The organism is Pseudonocardia alaniniphila (assembly GCF_022524485.1).
Lineage (GTDB): Bacteria > Actinomycetota > Actinomycetes > Mycobacteriales > Pseudonocardiaceae > Pseudonocardia > Pseudonocardia alaniniphila.
The window spans coordinates 28013-44037 of record NZ_JAKXMK010000021.1; the positions used below are offsets into that span (position 1 = coordinate 28013).

A 16025-nucleotide genomic window follows, 5' to 3' on the forward strand; every position below is an offset into this window, starting at 1 on the left:
GTCCGTACCGGACAAATCCCTAATCTGCCTGCATGGTCACGATCTCGTCCACGGTGAGCGGGGCACGGCCCGATCCGCTGCGCGCACTGCTGGCGCCGTCCACCTGGCTCGGTGCCGCGCACCTGCTCCTCGACGGCGTGGCCGGCATGGCCTACGCGTTCGTGCTGCTCACGGGCCTCTTCTTCACCGTACTGCTGCTGCCGTTCGCGCTGCTCGGGTTGCCGGTGTGGATCGTGACGGCATGGGTGAGCGTCGGGCTGGCGCGGATCGAGCGCGCGCGGCTGCGCCTGCTGCTCGGCGTGCGGATCCACCCCCAGCCGATGCCACCCGGCGACCGCAACCCGCTGCGCTACGGCGGCATCCTGTGGCGCGACCCGGGCGTGCGACGCCGGGGCGTGTACCAGCTGGTGGCGCTGCCGCTGGGCCTCCTGACGTCCGGCATCGTGTACGTCCTGCTCTCCGGGGCCGTGGCGCTGCTCATGATGCCGCTGCTCCCCCTCCTGGTGCCCTCGGAGGGCACCGTCCTGTTCGGCGTCCCGTTCACGGGCACCGGGAGCGGGCGCGCGATGCTCGCCGGCCTGGGGCTGGTGCTCCTGCTCTTCGCGCCCGCCGTGGTGCGCGGGCTCACCGCACTCGACGTCTCGGTCGCGCGCGCCCTGCTCGGCCCCGTGCCCGGCGCGCTCGCCCGCCGCGTGGACGAGCTGGAGCGCAGCCGCGCCCGGGTCGTCGACGCCGGTGAGGCCGAGCGCAGGCGGCTCGAACGCGACCTGCACGACGGCACGCAGCAGCAGCTCGTCGCGCTCGGGATGACCCTGGGCCGGGCCAAGGCGCGGTACAAGCAGGACCCCGGGAGCATCGGCGAGCTGCTCGACGACGCCCACCAACAGGCCAAGGACGCGGTCACCGACCTTCGTGGGCTCATCCGCGGGCTGCACCCGCCGGTGCTCACCGACCGCGGGCTGGACGCCGCGCTGTCCGCCGTGGCGGCACGTTGCCCCGTACCGGTCGACCTCACCGTCGCCCTCGACGAGCGCCCGAATGCCACCGTGGAGGCGATCGGCTACTTCGTGGTGGCCGAGGGGCTCACCAACATCGCGCGCCACTCCCGGGCCGCCCACGCATCGGTGGCGGTGCGCCGCGAGGGCTCGGGCTCGGTGTGGATCACGATCAGCGACGACGGGGTGGGCGGGGCGGACCCGAGCCGGGGCACCGGGCTTCGCGGTCTCGCCGACCGGGTGTCCGGCGTGGACGGCCAGCTGCGCGTCGACTCCCCCGTCGGCGGACCGACCGTCCTCACCGTCGAGCTTCCGTGCGCAGGGCTCGCCCGATGACGGCAACCCGAACGACGGCAGGCCAGGCGGGCCCGCGCGTCACCGTCGCCGAGGACTCGGTCCTCCTGCGGGAAGGGCTCTGCCGGCTGCTGGCCGAGGCCGGGTTCACCGTCGTCGGTGCTGTCGGCGACGGCGAAGAGCTGCTGCGCGCGGTCGCCGCCGACCCGCCCGACGTGGTCGTGGCCGACGTACGCATGCCCCCCACCCACTCCGACGAGGGGCTGCGCGCGGCGCTGGTGATCCGCGCGCGCTGGCCGTCGGTGGCGGTGCTCGTGCTCTCCCAGTACGTCGAGGAGCGCTACGCCACCGAGTTGCTGGCCGGTGACACGCGCGGCGTCGGCTACCTGCTCAAGGACCGCGTCGCCGACGTCGAGAGCTTCGTCGAGGCGCTGCACCGGGTGCGCGCGGGCGGCACCGCCCTCGACCCCGAGGTCGTCTCGCAGATCTTCGCGCGATCCCGCCGGGCCCAGCCGCTGGCCGGCCTGACGCCGAGAGAACGCCAGGTGCTGACGTTGATGGCCGAAGGGCGCTCGAACAACGGGATCGCGGAAGCGCTCGTCGTCAGCGAGGGGGCCGTGGAGAAGCACATCAGCGGGATCTTCGGGAAGTTCGAGCTCCCCGCGGCACCGACCGACCACCGGCGGGTCCTCGCCGTGCTCAAGTACCTGGAGGACTGACGGTGACCACCACGGAATCCGCCCCGGAGCCCACCAGGGAGCGCCCCACCGAGCCCACCTGGCGGCCGCACCCCGGCGTCGTCGTCACGGCCGTGCTGTTCGTCGTCCTCGTGATCGGCACCGGTGCCCTCCAGCTGCTCTCCCAGGCAGCGACGGGCCGGTACGAGCGGACGAGCACGCTCACCCCGAGCACCGAGCGCTTCACCATGGCAAGCGACTCCGGCAGCGTCCGCCTCTCCCCCAGCACCGACGGCGACGTGCACGTCCGCACCACCGTCAGCTACGGGCTGGGCGAGCCCGAACTGGTCGAGGAGGCCACCCCCGCCGGAGTGCGACTCGACGCCACGTGCAGCGGGGTGCTCGCCACCCACTGCGAGATCGACTACGTCGTGGAGGTGCCGCCGTCGTTCGCGGTGTTCGTCGAGGGCACGTCCGGCGACGTCACGGTCAGCGGCCTCACCGGCCCGGTCACGGTGGACCGGAGCACCGGTGACATCGCCCTGTTCGACCTCACGGGCCCGCTCGACGTCACCACCCGCACGGGGGTGATCAGCGGTAACGGCCTGCGTAGCGACGTGGTGCGGGCGCAGACGCGCTCCGGCGACATCCAGCTCGGGCTTGTCGAGCCCCCTCACACGCTGGCAGTGGACACCGGCACGGGCGAGGTCGACGTCGCGGTGCCGGCCACCGGCTACCGGGTGGACGCACGGTCGGGCACCGGCGAGGCGACCGTCCTGGTGCCGACGAACCCGGTCGCACCCGGCACGATCGTGGTCGGGAGCGGCTCCGGCGACGTCCGCGTCCGCCCCTCGCTCTGAGCCCCTCTGCCGGTCAGTCCGCGGTCCAGGACAGCGTGGCGGCCAGCATCGAGCGATCCAGGGTGGCGAGCGCGGCGTCGACCTCCGGGACCCTGTCCTCGGAGAGGCACAGGCGGCGGGTCACCCAGGCCGCGTCCCGCCGGTCGGTCGCGCGCTCCCAACGCCGCACCGTGGGCTCGATCCCGAGCTCGCGCAGCACCGCCACCGCATCGTCCGTGGTGGCCGAGGGCGGCCGGTGCAGGCCGTGGAACCGCACCCAGAGCGGATCGAGCCAGGCCATCGGGTGCTGCGCCATCATCTCCACGACAACTCCCCGGTGGGCGGCTGCCGTGAGGGCCCGCACGAACGGCGGGAGGTCCACGACGTTGTGCAGCACGTGGTGAGACACCACCACGTCGGCCGACCCGGCTTCGGGGGCCACATCGGGCCAGCGGCCCAGCACCGTGCGGTGGGGGACATCGCGGGCCTCGGCGCCCGCGCTGAACGCGTCGAGCATGTCCTGCTGCTGGTCCACCGCGGTGACCTGACTGACCCGTCCCACCAGCGCGAACGAGGCGGCGCCTCCCCCGCAGCCGACGTCGAGCAGCGTGCCGCCGTCCGCGAGCAGCTCCAGTGCGGCCCGGCGCGAAGGCGTGTCCACCGGCTGCGACGGAGCGACGAAGAGACCGACGTCGTGCTGGAACGGGTTGCTCGGGGCCGTGGCGAGGATCTCCGGAGGGATGCCCCGGCCCTGCTGACGCTGTGCCCACAAGGTCGCCGCACTGCCCATGTGTCCGAGTATGCGCCGTACCGATCTCCGGCCGCGCACACCCGGATCCACCTCACCGCGCCGGGCTCGTGAGCTGGTCGACGAGCATCGCCACGCGCTGCTCCTGGGCGTCGGCCGGGATGCGGCCGCCCCTGGCGAGAGTGGCCAGGCCGTGCATGGTGGCCCACCACAGCTCGGTGAACACGCCGGTGTCGTGCTCGCCTGCGAACGGCGCGAGCACGCCGTGGAGCTGCGCGAAACCCGCCTGCATCGGGGCGGGCGTGGTGGCCTGCGCGAACGGCAGGTCGGTGGAGAGGGTGAACATGGCGTCGTAGAGCGCGGGGTTGGCGGCGGCGAACGCGAGGTACGTGCGGAACACGGCGGCCACCGCGGCCTGCTCGCCTCCCGCCTGCGCCCTGGCGGCGGCCAGCGCATCGGCCAGCTCGGCGAACCCTTGCATCGCGACCGCCGCGATGATGGCGTCCTTACCGGCGAAGTGGCTGTAGAGCACCGGCTGGCTGTACTCGATCCGCTCCGAGAGCCGCCTGGTCGTGACCGCGTCCCAGCCCTCCGTCTCCGCGAGCTCACGGGCTGTCCGGACGATCAGCTCGTGGCGTGAAGCGCGTTCCCGCTCACGGCGGTTCTGGGTCGGCATCGCCAGATCCTAGCACCGCTAGATCTTCGAGCAACGCTCGTGCTAGCTTCGCTCGAAGATCTAGCGCCGCTAGATTCTCAGCGAAGGAGCATCCCCATGTTCGCGACCTACATCGGCGCCACCCTCGCCGGTCTCACCGGCGCCGGCATCATCTACGTCGGAGCGCGCTACCTCCTGGCTCCGCAGGCGAGTGCGGCGACCTTCGGCCTACCCGACTGGCCCCACGGGGACGCCGGCGCGTGGCTGTCCCTGAAGGGCATCCGCGACATCGTGTCGGGGCTCGTGATCCTCATCCCGCTCGCACTCGGGCAGTTCCACCTGCTCGGCTGGCTGCTCCTGGCCGCGTCGATCACCCCGCTCGGTGACGCGCTCGTGGTCATCAGGAACAAGGGGAGCAAGATCCTCGGATACGCGATGCACGGAGGCACTGCGGTGGCCGTGGCGATCGCCGGCCTCCTTCTTCTGCTCGGGAGCTGAGCATGTCCCTGATCGTCCCCCGCTTCGACGACTCCGTGGTCGTCCGCTCCGGCGAGGCCGAGGTGGTCGGGCGCGCCCCGACCGCGGTCGGACCCACCTCCCACCTCGAACGCATCGCCTACGGCAAGGTGCCGCCGGAGAGCCTCTGGGACGTGCAGGAGCTCTACGACAACTGGTTCACGAGCAGCCCGGCGTGGGAGGCCGCCCGCGCCACGACGTGACGCCGGTCAGCTCAACAGCGCGGTGTGCCGGGCCGCCAGCACGGCCTCGTCCCCGTCGAGCTCCACCACCTTGTCCCGGCCGCGGGCCCCGGACACGAGCGTGACCTCGCCACGGCGGAGCCCGAACGCCTCGGCGAGGACAGCCAGGACAGCCGTGTTCGCGGCGCCCTCCACCGCCCTCGCCCGCACGGTGACGAGCAATGCGGATCCGCGCGGTCCGGCCCAGCACCCGCCGACCGAGTCGGCCCGGGCGCCGGGCCGGACCCGGACGGAGATCCGCACCCCGGCGTGCCTCAGGCGGTGCGGCTGACGAGCGCCCGCACCTGCACCGACGCGCCGTCCGGAGCGGCGACCGCTCCGGCCAGGGTCGGCTCGGTGACCTCGGCGTACGTCACGGACGACGCCAGCACCTCACCGGCCACGAACGACTCGTGGGCACGCACCGCGTCGAGCACGGCCGCGGGGCCGTCGAGGGTGAGCGCCACCCGGTCGGACACGTCGAGACCGGCGTCCCGGCGGGCCTGCTGCACCACACGCACGACGTCGCGGGCGGTGCCCTCCGCCGCCAGCTCCGGAGTGACCGCCGTGTCCAGCACGACGAGCCCCGTGGAGCCGGGCAGCGCCGTGGTCTCGTCCGGGTCGGCCGCCACGAGCTTCTCGGTGAACTCGCCGGGCAGCAGCGTGATCCCCGCCGCCGTAACGGTGTCGTCGTCGTTCGCGGTCCACTCGCCGGCCTTGACGGCCCGGATCACCTTCTGGGTGTCACCACCCAGCCGTGGCCCACAGGCCCGGGCGTTCACCGCGATCTCGAACCGCCCGTGCCGCGCGACATCCGTGGTGAGCACGACGTCCTTGACGTTCACCTCGTCGCGCAGGATGTCGGTGAACGGCTCCAGCGCCGCCACGTCCTCCGCCGCCACAGTGAGGCGGGCGAGCGGCAGCCGAACGCGCAGCCCGCGGGCCTTGCGCAGCGACAACGCCGCAGACGCCACCTGCCGCACGCGGTCCATCGCAGCCACGAGCGCCGCGTCGTGCGGGAGCTCGTCGGACGTGGGCCAGTCCGCCAGATGCACCGACCGGCCGCCGGTGAGACCCTGCCAGACCCTCTCCATGGTGAGCGGCAGCAGCGGCGCGGCGACCCGTGAGGTCACCTCCAGCACGGTGTGCAGGGTGTCGATCGCGTCGGAGTCGCCCGCCCAGAACCGCTCGCGGGAGCGGCGCACGTACCAGTTGGTGAGCGCTTCGGCGTGGTCACGGATGCGCTCGCACGCACCCGCCACGTCGTAGACGTCCATCGCCGCGGTGACCTCGTCGACGAGCGCCGCCGTGCGCGCGAGGACGTACCGGTCGAGAACATTCGTCGAGTCGGTCCGGACCACGCCTTGGCGCCCGGCCGCCCTCGCATAGAGCGACAGGAAGTACCAGGTGTTCCACAGTGGCAGGATCGCCTGCCGGACGCCCTCGCGGATCCCCTGCTCGGTGACGACGAGGTTGCCGCCACGCAGGATCGGCGACGCCATGAGGAACCAGCGCATGGCGTCGGAGCCGTCGCGCTCGAAGACCTCGTTGACATCCGGGTAGTTGCGCCGCGACTTCGACATCTTCTGCCCGTCGTCGCCCAGCACGATGCCGTGGGCCATGCACGAGCGGAACGCCGGCCGGTCGAACAGCGCCGTGGCCAGCACGTGCAGCAGGTAGAACCAGCCACGGGTCTGCCCGTTGTACTCGACGATGAAGTCGCCCGGGTAGTGGTGATCGAACCAGTCGCGGTTCTCGAACGGGTAGTGCACCTGGGCGAACGGCATCGATCCGGAGTCGAACCAGCAGTCGAGCACCTCGGGCACCCGGCGCATCGTCGAGCGCCCGGTGGGGTCGTCCGGGTTCGGCCTGGTCAGCTCGTCGATGTACGGGCGGTGCAGGTCGTTCGGGCGCACACCGAAGTCACGCTCCAGCTCGTCGAGCGAGCCGTAGACGTCGACGCGCGGGTACTGCGGGTCGTCCGATACCCACACCGGGATCGGCGAGCCCCAGTAGCGGTTGCGGGAGATCGACCAGTCGTGGGCGCCCTCCAGCCATTTGCCGAACTGCCCGTCGCGGACGTGCTCAGGCACCCAGGTGATCTCCTGGTTCAGCTCCACCATGCGGTCACGGAAGGCCGTGACCTGCACGAACCACGAGTCGACCGCACGCTGGATCAGCGGGTTGCCACAGCGCCAGCAGTGCGGGTACGGGTGGTCGTAGGTCTCGTGGCGCAGCAGCACGCCGTTCACGTACGGCGCCCCGTCGCGCAGGTCGCGGATGATCTTCGGGTTGGCGTCGAACACCTGCATGCCCGCGTACGGAGCCACCCGGGCGTCGAACTCGCCGCGGGAGTCCACCGGCACGACGGTCTCGATGCCCGCCGCGTCGGTGACGACCTTGTCCTCCTCACCGAAGGCGGGCGCGATGTGCACGAGCCCGGTGCCGTCCTCGGTGGTCACGTAGTCGGCCGAAAGGACCCGGTGCGCGTTCTCCCAGCCCTCGAAGAAGTCGAACGGCGGGACGTAGGACAGACCGACCAGCTCGCTGCCCGGCATCGTGCGCAGCACCTCGAGCTCACCGGCCTCGACCGAGCCGAGCTCGCGCGCATAGTGCGCCAGGCGTGCCGTGGCGAGGACGTAGCGCTCACCGGCGGCGGTGCGCACCAGCGCGTACTCGACCGCAGGGTTGACCGCCATGGCCAGGTTGGACGGCAGCGTCCACGGCGTGGTGGTCCAGACGAGCGCGAGCGCACCGTCCAGGTCCGCCCCGGGAGCACGCAGCCGCAGGCCGACCGTGACGGCAGGGTCCTGCCGGTCCTGATAGACGTCGTCCATCCTGGTTTCGGTGGCCGACAACGGCGTGCCGTCGTGCCAGCAGTACCAGAGCACGCGGAATCCGGAATAGATCAGACCCTTGTCCCAAAGGGTCTTGAACGCCCACATGACGCTTTCCATGTAATCCAGGTCGAGCGTCTTGTAGTCGTTGTCGAAATCGACCCAGCGCGCCTGGCGGGTGACATAGTCGCGCCACTCGTCGGTGAAGCGGAGAACGGAGGTACGGCAGGCCTCGTTGAAGGCCGCGATCCCCATTTCGTCGATCTCGGTCTTGTCCTTGATCCCGAGTTCGCGTTCGGCCTCGACCTCGGCCGGCAGACCGTGGGTGTCCCAGCCGAACCGGCGCTCGACGTGCTTGCCGCGCATCGTCTGGTAGCGCGGCACGACGTCCTTGACGTAGCCGGTGAGCAGGTGCCCGTAGTGGGGCAGCCCGTTGGCGAACGGCGGGCCGTCGTAGAAGACGAACTCGTTGCTGCCGTTCTCCCCGGCAGGCCGCGCCTCGACGGAGGCGACGAACGTGCCGTCGGCGTCCCAGAAGTCCAGGACCTCGCGCTCCATGGCGGGGAAGGACGGATGCGCAGGAACGGCAGGGTAGCCGGACTTCTCTGCGGCGTCGGGGCTCATCGCTGGCTCTCGCTCCTCGTGCGTGGCTCGTACTGCTGCCTGCACGGGGACGACTACCCTCACGGGCGCCGCGGTACCACCCCGCTTGCCGTCCAGGTGGACGACCTCTCATCGGGCGGCTGTGACGGGCCGTTCCCGTCCGGGTCTACTGAGGTAGCGGGGCCAGCAGGCCGAGCACCTGTTCTTCCGGAGGCTCCCCGGTGATGGCCGGATCGGTGCCTGTGTGACAAGCGTAGCGCCCGCCCGCCACCAGGTATTCCCGCGGGGGCTACCGCGTGGGGGCAGGGTGCCGGCTCGCCAGCGTGCGGTCGGGTGTGCACCAGCCGCACGGTGTGAATCCGAGCTCGATCGCCTCCCGCGCCGGAAGCGGGATCAACGCCTTGCCGACCAGCGCCCGGCAGCCCTCGACGTGGTAGCGCGGCTGCTCGTCGACCACGACGACCTCGTCGTCCAGGGCAGCGACCAGCGCGGACGCGGCGACGTCCGGCGGCTCCTCCGGCGGCTCGCCGTCTGCGTCGGCGGCGGGGAACGTCGACTCGGCGGGGACGGCCTCGCCGGCGGTGGACTCGGGGGCGCCGGTTGCAGCCTGGTCGGCGGAGCCTGCCGCCTTGCCCTCGTCGGCAGTTGCCGACGTGGTGGACGAACCGCCCGCGAGCGCGACGGTGGGACCGACGTCCACCGGGCCGCTGCTCTCCTCGGGGGCGCCCGCGGCTGCTGCCTTCTCCGCCGGAGCGCTCTTCTCCGCCGGAGCGCTGTCAGCCCCGGTGCGGGCCGGGGCACCGGCGTCGGTTGCCGCGCCCGGCGTGCCGCGGTCGGCAGGCGGCTGGTCCGCGGGGCCGTTCTCGGGGACCGCCGGAGCGGTGCTCGTGGCGGCCTGCCGCATGTTCATGGCCATGGTGGATTCGAGAGCCGAGGTGTCGGTGGGCTTCGCCACACCTGTGGCGGCGGGGGTGGCCCCGCCCGGCTTCTCGTCCTGAGCCTCACCCGTGCCCGCGCTGTCCTTGTTCGCGCTGTTCTTGGTCGCGCTGTCCTGCTCGGGCTGCCCCGCCGGAGCGGAGGAAGCGCCGGCGGCCGCAGACTCGCGCACGGGTGCCTGGCCCGCGTCCTTCGCCGCGGTGGGCGGGGTCGCGGGAGATCCACCTGCTCCTTGCGCGGGCTCGGGGGTAGAGCCCGAACCGGCCTCACCGGTGGCGGTGGAGTCGCTCGACGGCGGGGTGGAGGAGGGCCGATCCCCGCCGCTCTTGGTTACGCTGAGTGACGGATTACTGCTCGATGGGCTGATTCCGCCGGTAGCGCTGGACGGTCGCTCGCCAGAGCCGGACGGTTGCACGGCCGGCATGACCACCGTCTGAGTGCCGTCCATCAGCCGGTCGAACCGGTCGTCGGAGCCGCCCTGAGCGGCGCCGTTGACGGCGGGACCCCCTGATCCGGCATCGCCGGAGGCGGAAATAACCGGCAGAACCTCGGTGACCGGCTCGATGTCGGGCATGCCCGATGCGGCGCCGTTGCCTCCCGCGGCCACGGCACCTGCCTTGACCGCGTTGCGGCGCTGTAACCAGTCGACCAGCAGGACTGCCGCCGCAGCGACACTGACCCCCACGGACACCCAGGCCCACAGCACGCTGCCGGACAGCAGCGCGACCACCAGCAGGCCGAAGGCGAGAAGGACCAGGATCAGGACCAGGAGCAGCACGATTCTCTCCGTGTGCGGCGGTGCGGCGTAGCCCGCCACACCGCCCGTGTAGGTCTCGGTCAGCTACCGGCGTCAGCCCGCTGGCCGTAGCCAGTGGAGGCGTACCCGCCGTTCGAGCTGGACCGGCTGTCGGACGGTGCCGCGGACCCGCGCTCTCCCAGGTCCCTGAGCTGGGACTCCAGGTACGTCTTGAGCCGGGTGCGGTACTCACGCTCGAACGTGCGCAGCTCGTCGATCTTCTTCTCGAGCACCGACTTGTCGCGGGTGATCGTGCCGATGATCTCCGCCTGCTTGCGCTCTGCGTCGCCGACCAGCGTGGCGGCCTTGTCGCGCGACTGGCGCTCCAGGGTCTCCGCCCTGGTACGGGCGTCGTTCAGCATCGTCTCGGCCCGCGAGCGGGCGTCGTTGACGAGACCGTCGGACTTGGTGCGGGCGTCCGACAGGAGCTGCTCGGACTTGGTGCGGGCGTCGCTGAGCATCGCGTCGGCCTCGGACTTGGCCTCGGCGGTGAGCCGCTCGGCCATCTCCTGGGCCATGCTCAGGACCTTGGCCACCTGCACGTGGTGGTCGCCCTGTTCAGCGGGGTCGACCAACGCCTGCGGGTTCAGACGCGGCGGCTCCATCTGGCGCATGGACGGTGGCTCGACCTGCCGCTGGATCTGCTGCGTCGGGGGCGACACGGGCGCCCCCAGCGGAGCCTGCGGACGCGAACGGGCGTCCTCCAGGTCGGCCTGTGCGTTGCCGAGGCGCTGTTCGAGCTGGGAAACCTGCTCGCGGAGATCCTCGTTCTCCTCGATCAGGCGGGCCAGCTCGGCCTCGACCAGGTCGAGGAACGCGTCGACCTCGTCCTCGTTGTACCCCCTCTTGCCAATGGGGGGTTTGCTGAACGCGACGTTGTGGACGTCGGCGGGCGTCAGCGGCATCGGATCACCTCATGCAGTCCTCGGCGGCGGCACCGTGTGTGACTGGGGCTCACAACGGCGTCGGCTGGGCAACGTTCATCAGTATGAACACGACCAACAGCAGAACCATAATCGACAAGTCCAGCCCCACGCCGCCGATTCGGACGACGGGGATCACTCTGCGCAACAACTTCACAGGCGGGTCGGTGGCTGTGAAGATCAGTTCCAGCGCCACTGCGCTCGGACCTCCCGGCACCCACTGCCGGGCGAAGCTCCGTACGAGCTCCGCCACGATGCGCCCGATGAGCAGCAACCAGAAGAAGAACAGCACGTAGTACACGACGAACTGGATGGCGAGGGGCACGCCCTCAATCCTGGCGGAAGATGCCGCGTTCTGCGAGTCTGCGGGCGTCGTCGGCCGACACCTCGACGTCGGCGGGTGTGAGCAGGAAGACCCTGTTCGTGACCTTGTCGAAGCCGCCCCGTAGCGCGAAGACGAGGCCGGCGGCGAAGTCCACGAGCCGCTTGGCCTCCGCGGCGTCCAGCTCGGAGAGGTTCATGATCACCGGCACCCCGTCGCGGTAGCGCTCGCCGATCGTGCGAGCCTCCTTGTAGCTGCGGGGGTGCAAAGTGGTGATCCTGGCCAGCGCGGCGGCCCCGCGGGCGGCACGGTCGCGTTGCTCGGGCACGGCGGTCGTGACAGGCACGGGCCGTGCGGGTTCGCGGTGCATGGCAGCCTCCGGATCGATCGCGAGCGCACCCCGGACCACGGGGCCCATGCCTGACGGGCCCCCAGGATGGCCTGGGGCGCTGCGAGCGGCGGACCGGTCCACGGCGACGGGCCGTGGCGTGCGCCGGTCCCAGTCGCCGTCGTAGCGGTCGCGCTGAGGCTCGTCCTCGTAGGTGAAGCGGTCGTCCCACCGGTCGTCGGTGTACTCCCGCGAAGACCGGTTGGAGCGCCGGCCGTCGGCGAACCGATCGTCGGCGAACCGGTCCTGGACCGGCTCGTCGGTGTACTCGCCCATCTCTTCGGCGGGCACCATGCCGAAATAGGCCTTGAGCCGGTACATCGCGCCCATTCGCGCTCCCATCATCGACGCCCCCGACGGTCGGCCCGCAGCACACACGGACCCGACGATCACTCCGAGGTTATCCGGCGTTCCCCCACAAGGGCTGTTCCGACACGCACCACGTCCGATCCATGCCGGATAGCCGCCTCCAGATCACCGCTCATCCCCGCCGACAACGTCCTGGCCTGCGGAAATCGCTCACGCAGCCAGGTTGCCGCAGCGGCGACGTCGGCAAATGCGGCATCGGGATCCGCCCCGAGTGGGGCTACCGCCATGAGACCGGTGAGCTGCAGCCCGGCGCAGGATGCGACACGTTCGGCGAGCTCTCCGAGGCCCTCACGGGGCACACCACCCCGCTCCGGATCGCCGTCGACGCTGTACTGGAGGAGAACGGGCAGCGAATCCGCGCGCCCGCCGGTCTCCTGCTCGCGCCGCACGGCGGTGTCGAGAGCCTCGGCCAGGCGCAGTGAGTCCACCGACTCGACGCTGTGGGCCCAGCGCACGACGGATCTCGCCTTGTTCCGCTGCAGGCTCCCGACCAGGTGCCAGCCGGGCGAGCACCCCGGGCGGAGCGCGGCGACGGAGGCGACCTTGGCCTCCGCCTCCTGCACGCGGTTCTCGCCGAACTCCGTGAGGCCGAGGTCGAGCAGGGTCGCGACGTCGGCAGGTGACACGGTCTTGGTGACGGCCAGCAGTGCCACCTCACCGGGAGTACGCCCGGCGGCCACACACGCGGCGTCGATCCGCTTGCGGACAGCCTCCAGCCGCCCGGCCAGCTCGTGCCGTCTCCCGCTGTCCACTTCACGCCCCATCGACACGACTATCGCACTGCTCCCGGATCGGGAATCGGTTGCCGTAGCCGGACGGTTCACGGTGCTGCTTCAGCGCGGGTGGAGCCAGATGATCGCGGCGTGCCGGCCGGTCGGTGCGTCCCGCCGATGGCTGAACAGGTCGCGATCCTCGAGAGTGCACCTCGGATCGCCGCCGACGCGTCCCACCCCGAGATCGATCAGCTGCCGGTAGAGACCGGCGCGCAGGTCGAGCCCCGCGGTGCCGCGCCGGGTGCGGCTCGCGCTGCCGGGCAGGCGAGCGTCCACCTCCGCCCGCATCTGCGCGGGGACCTCGTAGCAGGCGCCACAGATCGCCGGGCCGAGCAGCACCTCGATGGCATCCGCACGCGCCCCCAGGGCCTCCATGGCCGTCACCGTGGCGGGCAGCACGCCCGCGGCGGCTCCGACCCGCCCCGCGTGGACGGCCCCGACGACGCCGGCCCCCGGGTCGGCGAGCAGTAGCGGCACGCAGTCGGCCGCCAGCACCGCGAGACCGACGCCGGGCACGGCCGTGACGGCAGCGTCGGTGGCCGGGAGATCGGGCGCATCGGGAGCAGGCACCGCGTCCACGGTGGCGACCCGCGTGCCGTGCACCTGCTCGAGGAACACGACGGGAACGCCCAGTTCCGACGACAGCCTGCGCCGGTTGGCCCGGACGGCGGCCGGGTCGTCCCCCACTCCCGCGGAGAGGTTGAACGTGGCGAAACGGCCGGTGGAGCGACCACCGGCGCGCGTCGTGACCACGCGCCGGACGCGGGCCTGCGCCATGGTCACCGCTTCATGAACGGCGGAACGTCCACGTCGTCGTCGAAATCCGTCGCCTCGACCGGCTGGGTGAAGGGCGGCGTCCGCTCCGGTGCGGGACGAGAGCCGTCCGCGGGCTGGCCCGAGGGGTCGTACCCCGAGTCGCGACGCGGGGAGTCGGGCTGACGCGGAGCGGGCGGAGCGTAGGGCCCCGATCCCGGAGCGGACGGCGGCAGCGTGCCGGACTGGTGCGCCGCGGCCGGGCTACCGGCCGAGGGCCTCGTGCCGTTCGCGAAGCCGTTGCCGCCCTGCGGGTGCGGTGTGCCGTTGCCGGCCGCCGCGGGCTGGCTCGAGGACGAGTGCTCCGCGGCGTGCGCGCCGGAACCCGTCCCGCCGGTCTGCCGCTCCGGAGAGCGGAACGCCGTAGGCTCCATCTTCTTGTGCGTCGGGCCTCCGGCCTCGAACCCGGCGGCGATGACCGTGACGCGCACCTCGTCGCCGAGGGAGTCGTCGATCACCGTGCCGAAGATGATGTTGGCCTCGGGGTGCGCGGCCTCCTGCACGAGCGAAGCGGCCTCGTTGATCTCGAACAGGCCCAGGTCGGACCCGCCTGCGATCGAGAGCAGCACGCCCTGGGCGCCGTCCATCGACGCCTCGAGCAGCGGCGAGTTGATGGCCTTGCCCGCTGCCTGCACCGCCCGGCCCTCGCCGCGCGAGGACCCGATGCCCATGAGGGCGCTGCCTGCCCCGGACATGACGCTCTTCACGTCGGCGAAGTCGAGATTGATCAAGCCGGGCGTGGTGATCAGGTTCGTGATTCCCTGCACACCGGAGAGGAGTACCTCGTCGGCGGAGCGGAAGGCGTCCATCAGCGAGACGCCCACGTCACCGAGTTGCAGGAGCCGGTCGTTCGGGATGACGATCAGGGTGTCGCACTCGTTGCGCAGCGACTGGATCCCGTCCTCGGCCTGCCCGGCGCGCCTGCGCCCTTCGAACGTGAAGGGACGCGTGACCACGCCGATGGTCAGGGCACCGAGCTTGCGGGCGATCGACGCGATGACCGGCGCGCCACCGGTGCCCGTGCCGCCGCCCTCGCCCGCGGTGACGAAGACCATGTCGGCCCCCTTGAGGACCTCCTCGATCTCCTCGCGGTGATCCTCGGCCGCCTTGCGGCCCACCTCCGGATTGGCGCCGGCACCCAGTCCGCGCGTGAGCTCCCGCCCGATGTCCAGCTTGACGTCGGCATCGGACATCAGCAGCGCCTGGGCATCGGTGTTCACCGCTATGAACTCGACACCCTTGAGGCCTACCTCGATCATGCGGTTGACGGCGTTCACGCCGCCGCCACCGATGCCGACGACCTTGATCACGGCCAGGTAGTTGTGCGGGGGCGTCATGGCGCACCTTCCAGTCCAGCTCGGGTCGGACCCAGGGGTCCGGGCCTTCGTGATCGAACGCTAGGTCGCGTCATGGTCGCGGTCCAGCAGGCGCGCCGCGCGACGGCAACCCCCCGACCGGGTCGGAGGTGAACTCACCCACCACCAAGCTCACCGCGTGATCGTAGGCAGGTCCGGGCTCGTCACGTCGAATACGTGGCCTGGCTGCGTGAGCAAGGGCATGAGCACAGCCGCCTTCTCCGGAGAGCGGTCGGGGGACCCCCAGCGGACCTGCCGGTCGCCGGTCAGGCCGAGGGTGACCTGCCCCGGTGCCTCCGGCGCTGTGTCCGTGGCGTCCACGGTCAGGAGCTGAGACCGTAGTGCATCGGGCACCGCGGCGAGCACGCTGATCGCCGCCTGCGTGGATGCGTCGTCCGGCCCGACGGCCCCGAACGTGAAGCTCGGCAGCCCGGGCGGGGGCGTGCCGGGGTAGACGGTGCCGAACCGGTCGACGAGAGCCTGGCCTTGCCCGGTCTGCACCGTGGCCACCGCGACCCGCGGGGTGACGTCGATGGTGACCGTGTGGAGCCAGGTGCGTGAGACGCGGACCGACTCCACGCCCGGCAGATGGGCCACCCGGGAGGCGATCGCCGCCGTGTCCACCGCGGCCAGCGGCGTGCCGAGGTTGACGTCCGCGGCCTTCACCACGTCCTCGGTGCGCACGGCCCCGGTGGCCGACGCCGCTGGGTTCTCCGAGTTGACCTGCACCTGTTCGATGTCAGCGAACCCGACGTCGAACAGCAGTATCCGACCGGTCAGTCCCAGCCCGACGAGCAGCAGCAGCCCGATCAGCAACGCGGCGAGCCGTCGGCGCCGGTAGCGCGCCGCCGAGTGCGGCCGCGGCACCGGGCGGCCCGGACGCCCCGGCGGGCGCCGGGTGGGCCGGCCTTCCATCGAACGCGGGGATGCCGGGCGCACGGCCGGGCGCGGAGTGGTCGAGCTAC

General features: G+C 71.8%; 17 protein-coding genes. 5 read left to right on the forward strand and 12 right to left on the reverse strand.

Annotation, left to right across the window (positions count from 1 at the left end; genetic code table 11):
• Window positions 1–32 precede the first annotated feature (32 nt).
• The 3 genes from MMF94_RS23955 to MMF94_RS23965 are packed head-to-tail and all read left to right on the forward strand — an operon-like array spanning window position 33 to window position 2826.
• Window positions 33–1331 (forward strand): sensor histidine kinase, encoded by a 1299-nt coding sequence (locus MMF94_RS23955; protein WP_241039408.1) that lies wholly within the window; start codon window positions 33–35, stop codon window positions 1329–1331.
• Window positions 1328–2008: a response regulator gene (locus MMF94_RS23960; RefSeq protein ID WP_241039409.1), complete on the forward strand. Its 681-nt coding sequence runs from the start codon at window positions 1328–1330 to the stop codon at window positions 2006–2008. Before MMF94_RS23955 ends, MMF94_RS23960 begins: the two co-directional genes overlap by 4 nt.
• A 2-nt stretch (window positions 2009–2010) precedes the next feature.
• On the forward strand, window positions 2011–2826 hold the full coding sequence (locus MMF94_RS23965; protein WP_241039410.1) for a DUF4097 family beta strand repeat-containing protein: 816 nt from the start codon (window positions 2011–2013) through the stop codon (window positions 2824–2826).
• 13 nt (window positions 2827–2839) lie between these two features.
• Here the strand turns inward: MMF94_RS23965 and MMF94_RS23970 are convergent, their stop codons facing one another.
• Together MMF94_RS23970 and MMF94_RS23975 are read right to left on the reverse strand one after the other, a co-directional pair.
• The gene (locus MMF94_RS23970; RefSeq protein ID WP_241039411.1) at window positions 2840–3595 is read right to left on the reverse strand and encodes a class I SAM-dependent methyltransferase; all 756 of its coding nucleotides are present in this window, start codon (window positions 3593–3595) and stop codon (window positions 2840–2842) included.
• Between the two features lie 52 nt (window positions 3596–3647).
• Window positions 3648–4229, reverse strand: a complete 582-nt coding sequence (locus MMF94_RS23975) for a TetR/AcrR family transcriptional regulator (protein ID WP_241039412.1) — start codon at window positions 4227–4229, stop codon at window positions 3648–3650.
• 96 nt (window positions 4230–4325) lie between these two features.
• On the opposite strand from MMF94_RS23975, the gene MMF94_RS23980 reads away from it, so the two are divergent.
• Both MMF94_RS23980 and MMF94_RS23985 read left to right on the forward strand, forming a co-directional pair.
• Window positions 4326–4706: a DUF4267 domain-containing protein gene (locus MMF94_RS23980; protein WP_241039413.1), complete on the forward strand. Its 381-nt coding sequence runs from the start codon at window positions 4326–4328 to the stop codon at window positions 4704–4706.
• A gap of 2 nt (window positions 4707–4708) precedes the next feature.
• Window positions 4709–4927 carry a hypothetical protein gene (locus MMF94_RS23985; protein WP_241039414.1) on the forward strand — a complete coding sequence of 73 codons (219 nt, stop codon included), beginning with the start codon at window positions 4709–4711 and terminating at the stop codon, window positions 4925–4927.
• 6 nt (window positions 4928–4933) lie between these two features.
• Here MMF94_RS23985 and MMF94_RS23990 read toward each other — a convergent pair whose 3' ends face one another.
• The 10 genes from MMF94_RS23990 to MMF94_RS24035 form a co-directional block, all read right to left on the reverse strand.
• Window positions 4934–5209, reverse strand: coding sequence for a DUF167 domain-containing protein (locus MMF94_RS23990; RefSeq protein WP_241039415.1), 276 nt, complete (start codon window positions 5207–5209; stop codon window positions 4934–4936).
• A gap of 11 nt (window positions 5210–5220) precedes the next feature.
• The gene (gene ileS / locus MMF94_RS23995; protein ID WP_241039416.1) at window positions 5221–8406 is read right to left on the reverse strand and encodes an isoleucine--tRNA ligase; all 3186 of its coding nucleotides are present in this window, start codon (window positions 8404–8406) and stop codon (window positions 5221–5223) included.
• A 268-nt stretch (window positions 8407–8674) separates the two neighbouring features.
• Window positions 8675–10099, reverse strand: a complete 1425-nt coding sequence (locus tag MMF94_RS24000) for a hypothetical protein (protein ID WP_241039417.1) — start codon at window positions 10097–10099, stop codon at window positions 8675–8677.
• Window positions 10100–10158: 59 nt separating this feature from the next.
• Entirely contained in the window at window positions 10159–11022 is an 864-nt protein-coding gene (gene wag31, locus MMF94_RS24005) for a DivIVA-like cell division protein Wag31 (RefSeq protein WP_241039418.1), read from the reverse strand.
• A 49-nt stretch (window positions 11023–11071) separates the two neighbouring features.
• Window positions 11072–11365, reverse strand: a complete 294-nt coding sequence (locus MMF94_RS24010; protein WP_241039419.1) for a YggT family protein — start codon at window positions 11363–11365, stop codon at window positions 11072–11074.
• 4 nt (window positions 11366–11369) lie between these two features.
• Window positions 11370–12080: a cell division protein SepF gene (locus MMF94_RS24015; RefSeq protein ID WP_241039420.1), complete on the reverse strand. Its 711-nt coding sequence runs from the start codon at window positions 12078–12080 to the stop codon at window positions 11370–11372.
• A 59-nt stretch (window positions 12081–12139) separates the two neighbouring features.
• The gene (locus MMF94_RS24020; RefSeq protein ID WP_241039421.1) at window positions 12140–12883 is read right to left on the reverse strand and encodes a YggS family pyridoxal phosphate-dependent enzyme; all 744 of its coding nucleotides are present in this window, start codon (window positions 12881–12883) and stop codon (window positions 12140–12142) included.
• A 69-nt stretch (window positions 12884–12952) separates the two neighbouring features.
• Complete coding sequence (gene pgeF / locus MMF94_RS24025; RefSeq protein ID WP_241039427.1) at window positions 12953–13669, reverse strand: peptidoglycan editing factor PgeF; 717 nt, start codon at window positions 13667–13669, stop codon at window positions 12953–12955.
• A gap of 2 nt (window positions 13670–13671) precedes the next feature.
• A complete protein-coding gene (ftsZ, locus tag MMF94_RS24030) occupies window positions 13672–15042 on the reverse strand; it encodes a cell division protein FtsZ (protein WP_241039422.1) in 1371 nt (456 codons plus the stop codon).
• A gap of 150 nt (window positions 15043–15192) precedes the next feature.
• Window positions 15193–16025, reverse strand: an 833-nt coding sequence (locus MMF94_RS24035) for a cell division protein FtsQ/DivIB (RefSeq protein ID WP_241039423.1), incomplete at its 5' end; no start/stop codon positions are given.

What these genes read in the sequence shown, in the direction of transcription:
- MMF94_RS23960 (WP_241039409.1), top strand. Translation starts at nt 1,328, where the DNA reads ATGACGGCAACCCGAACGACGGCAGGCCAGGCGGGCCCGCGCGTCACC.
- MMF94_RS24015 (WP_241039420.1), bottom strand. Translation starts at nt 12,080, where the DNA reads ATGGGCGCGATGTACCGGCTCAAGGCCTATTTCGGCATGGTGCCCGCC.
- wag31 (WP_241039418.1), bottom strand. Translation starts at nt 11,022, where the DNA reads ATGCCGCTGACGCCCGCCGACGTCCACAACGTCGCGTTCAGCAAACCC.
- ileS (WP_241039416.1), bottom strand. Translation starts at nt 8,406, where the DNA reads ATGAGCCCCGACGCCGCAGAGAAGTCCGGCTACCCTGCCGTTCCTGCG.
- MMF94_RS23985 (WP_241039414.1), top strand. Translation starts at nt 4,709, where the DNA reads ATGTCCCTGATCGTCCCCCGCTTCGACGACTCCGTGGTCGTCCGCTCC.
- MMF94_RS23980 (WP_241039413.1), top strand. Translation starts at nt 4,326, where the DNA reads ATGTTCGCGACCTACATCGGCGCCACCCTCGCCGGTCTCACCGGCGCC.
- MMF94_RS23970 (WP_241039411.1), bottom strand. Translation starts at nt 3,595, where the DNA reads ATGGGCAGTGCGGCGACCTTGTGGGCACAGCGTCAGCAGGGCCGGGGC.
- MMF94_RS24020 (WP_241039421.1), bottom strand. Translation starts at nt 12,883, where the DNA reads ATGGGGCGTGAAGTGGACAGCGGGAGACGGCACGAGCTGGCCGGGCGG.
- MMF94_RS23955 (WP_241039408.1), top strand. Translation starts at nt 33, where the DNA reads ATGGTCACGATCTCGTCCACGGTGAGCGGGGCACGGCCCGATCCGCTG.
- ftsZ (WP_241039422.1), bottom strand. Translation starts at nt 15,042, where the DNA reads ATGACGCCCCCGCACAACTACCTGGCCGTGATCAAGGTCGTCGGCATC.
- MMF94_RS23975 (WP_241039412.1), bottom strand. Translation starts at nt 4,229, where the DNA reads ATGCCGACCCAGAACCGCCGTGAGCGGGAACGCGCTTCACGCCACGAG.
- pgeF (WP_241039427.1), bottom strand. Translation starts at nt 13,669, where the DNA reads ATGGCGCAGGCCCGCGTCCGGCGCGTGGTCACGACGCGCGCCGGTGGT.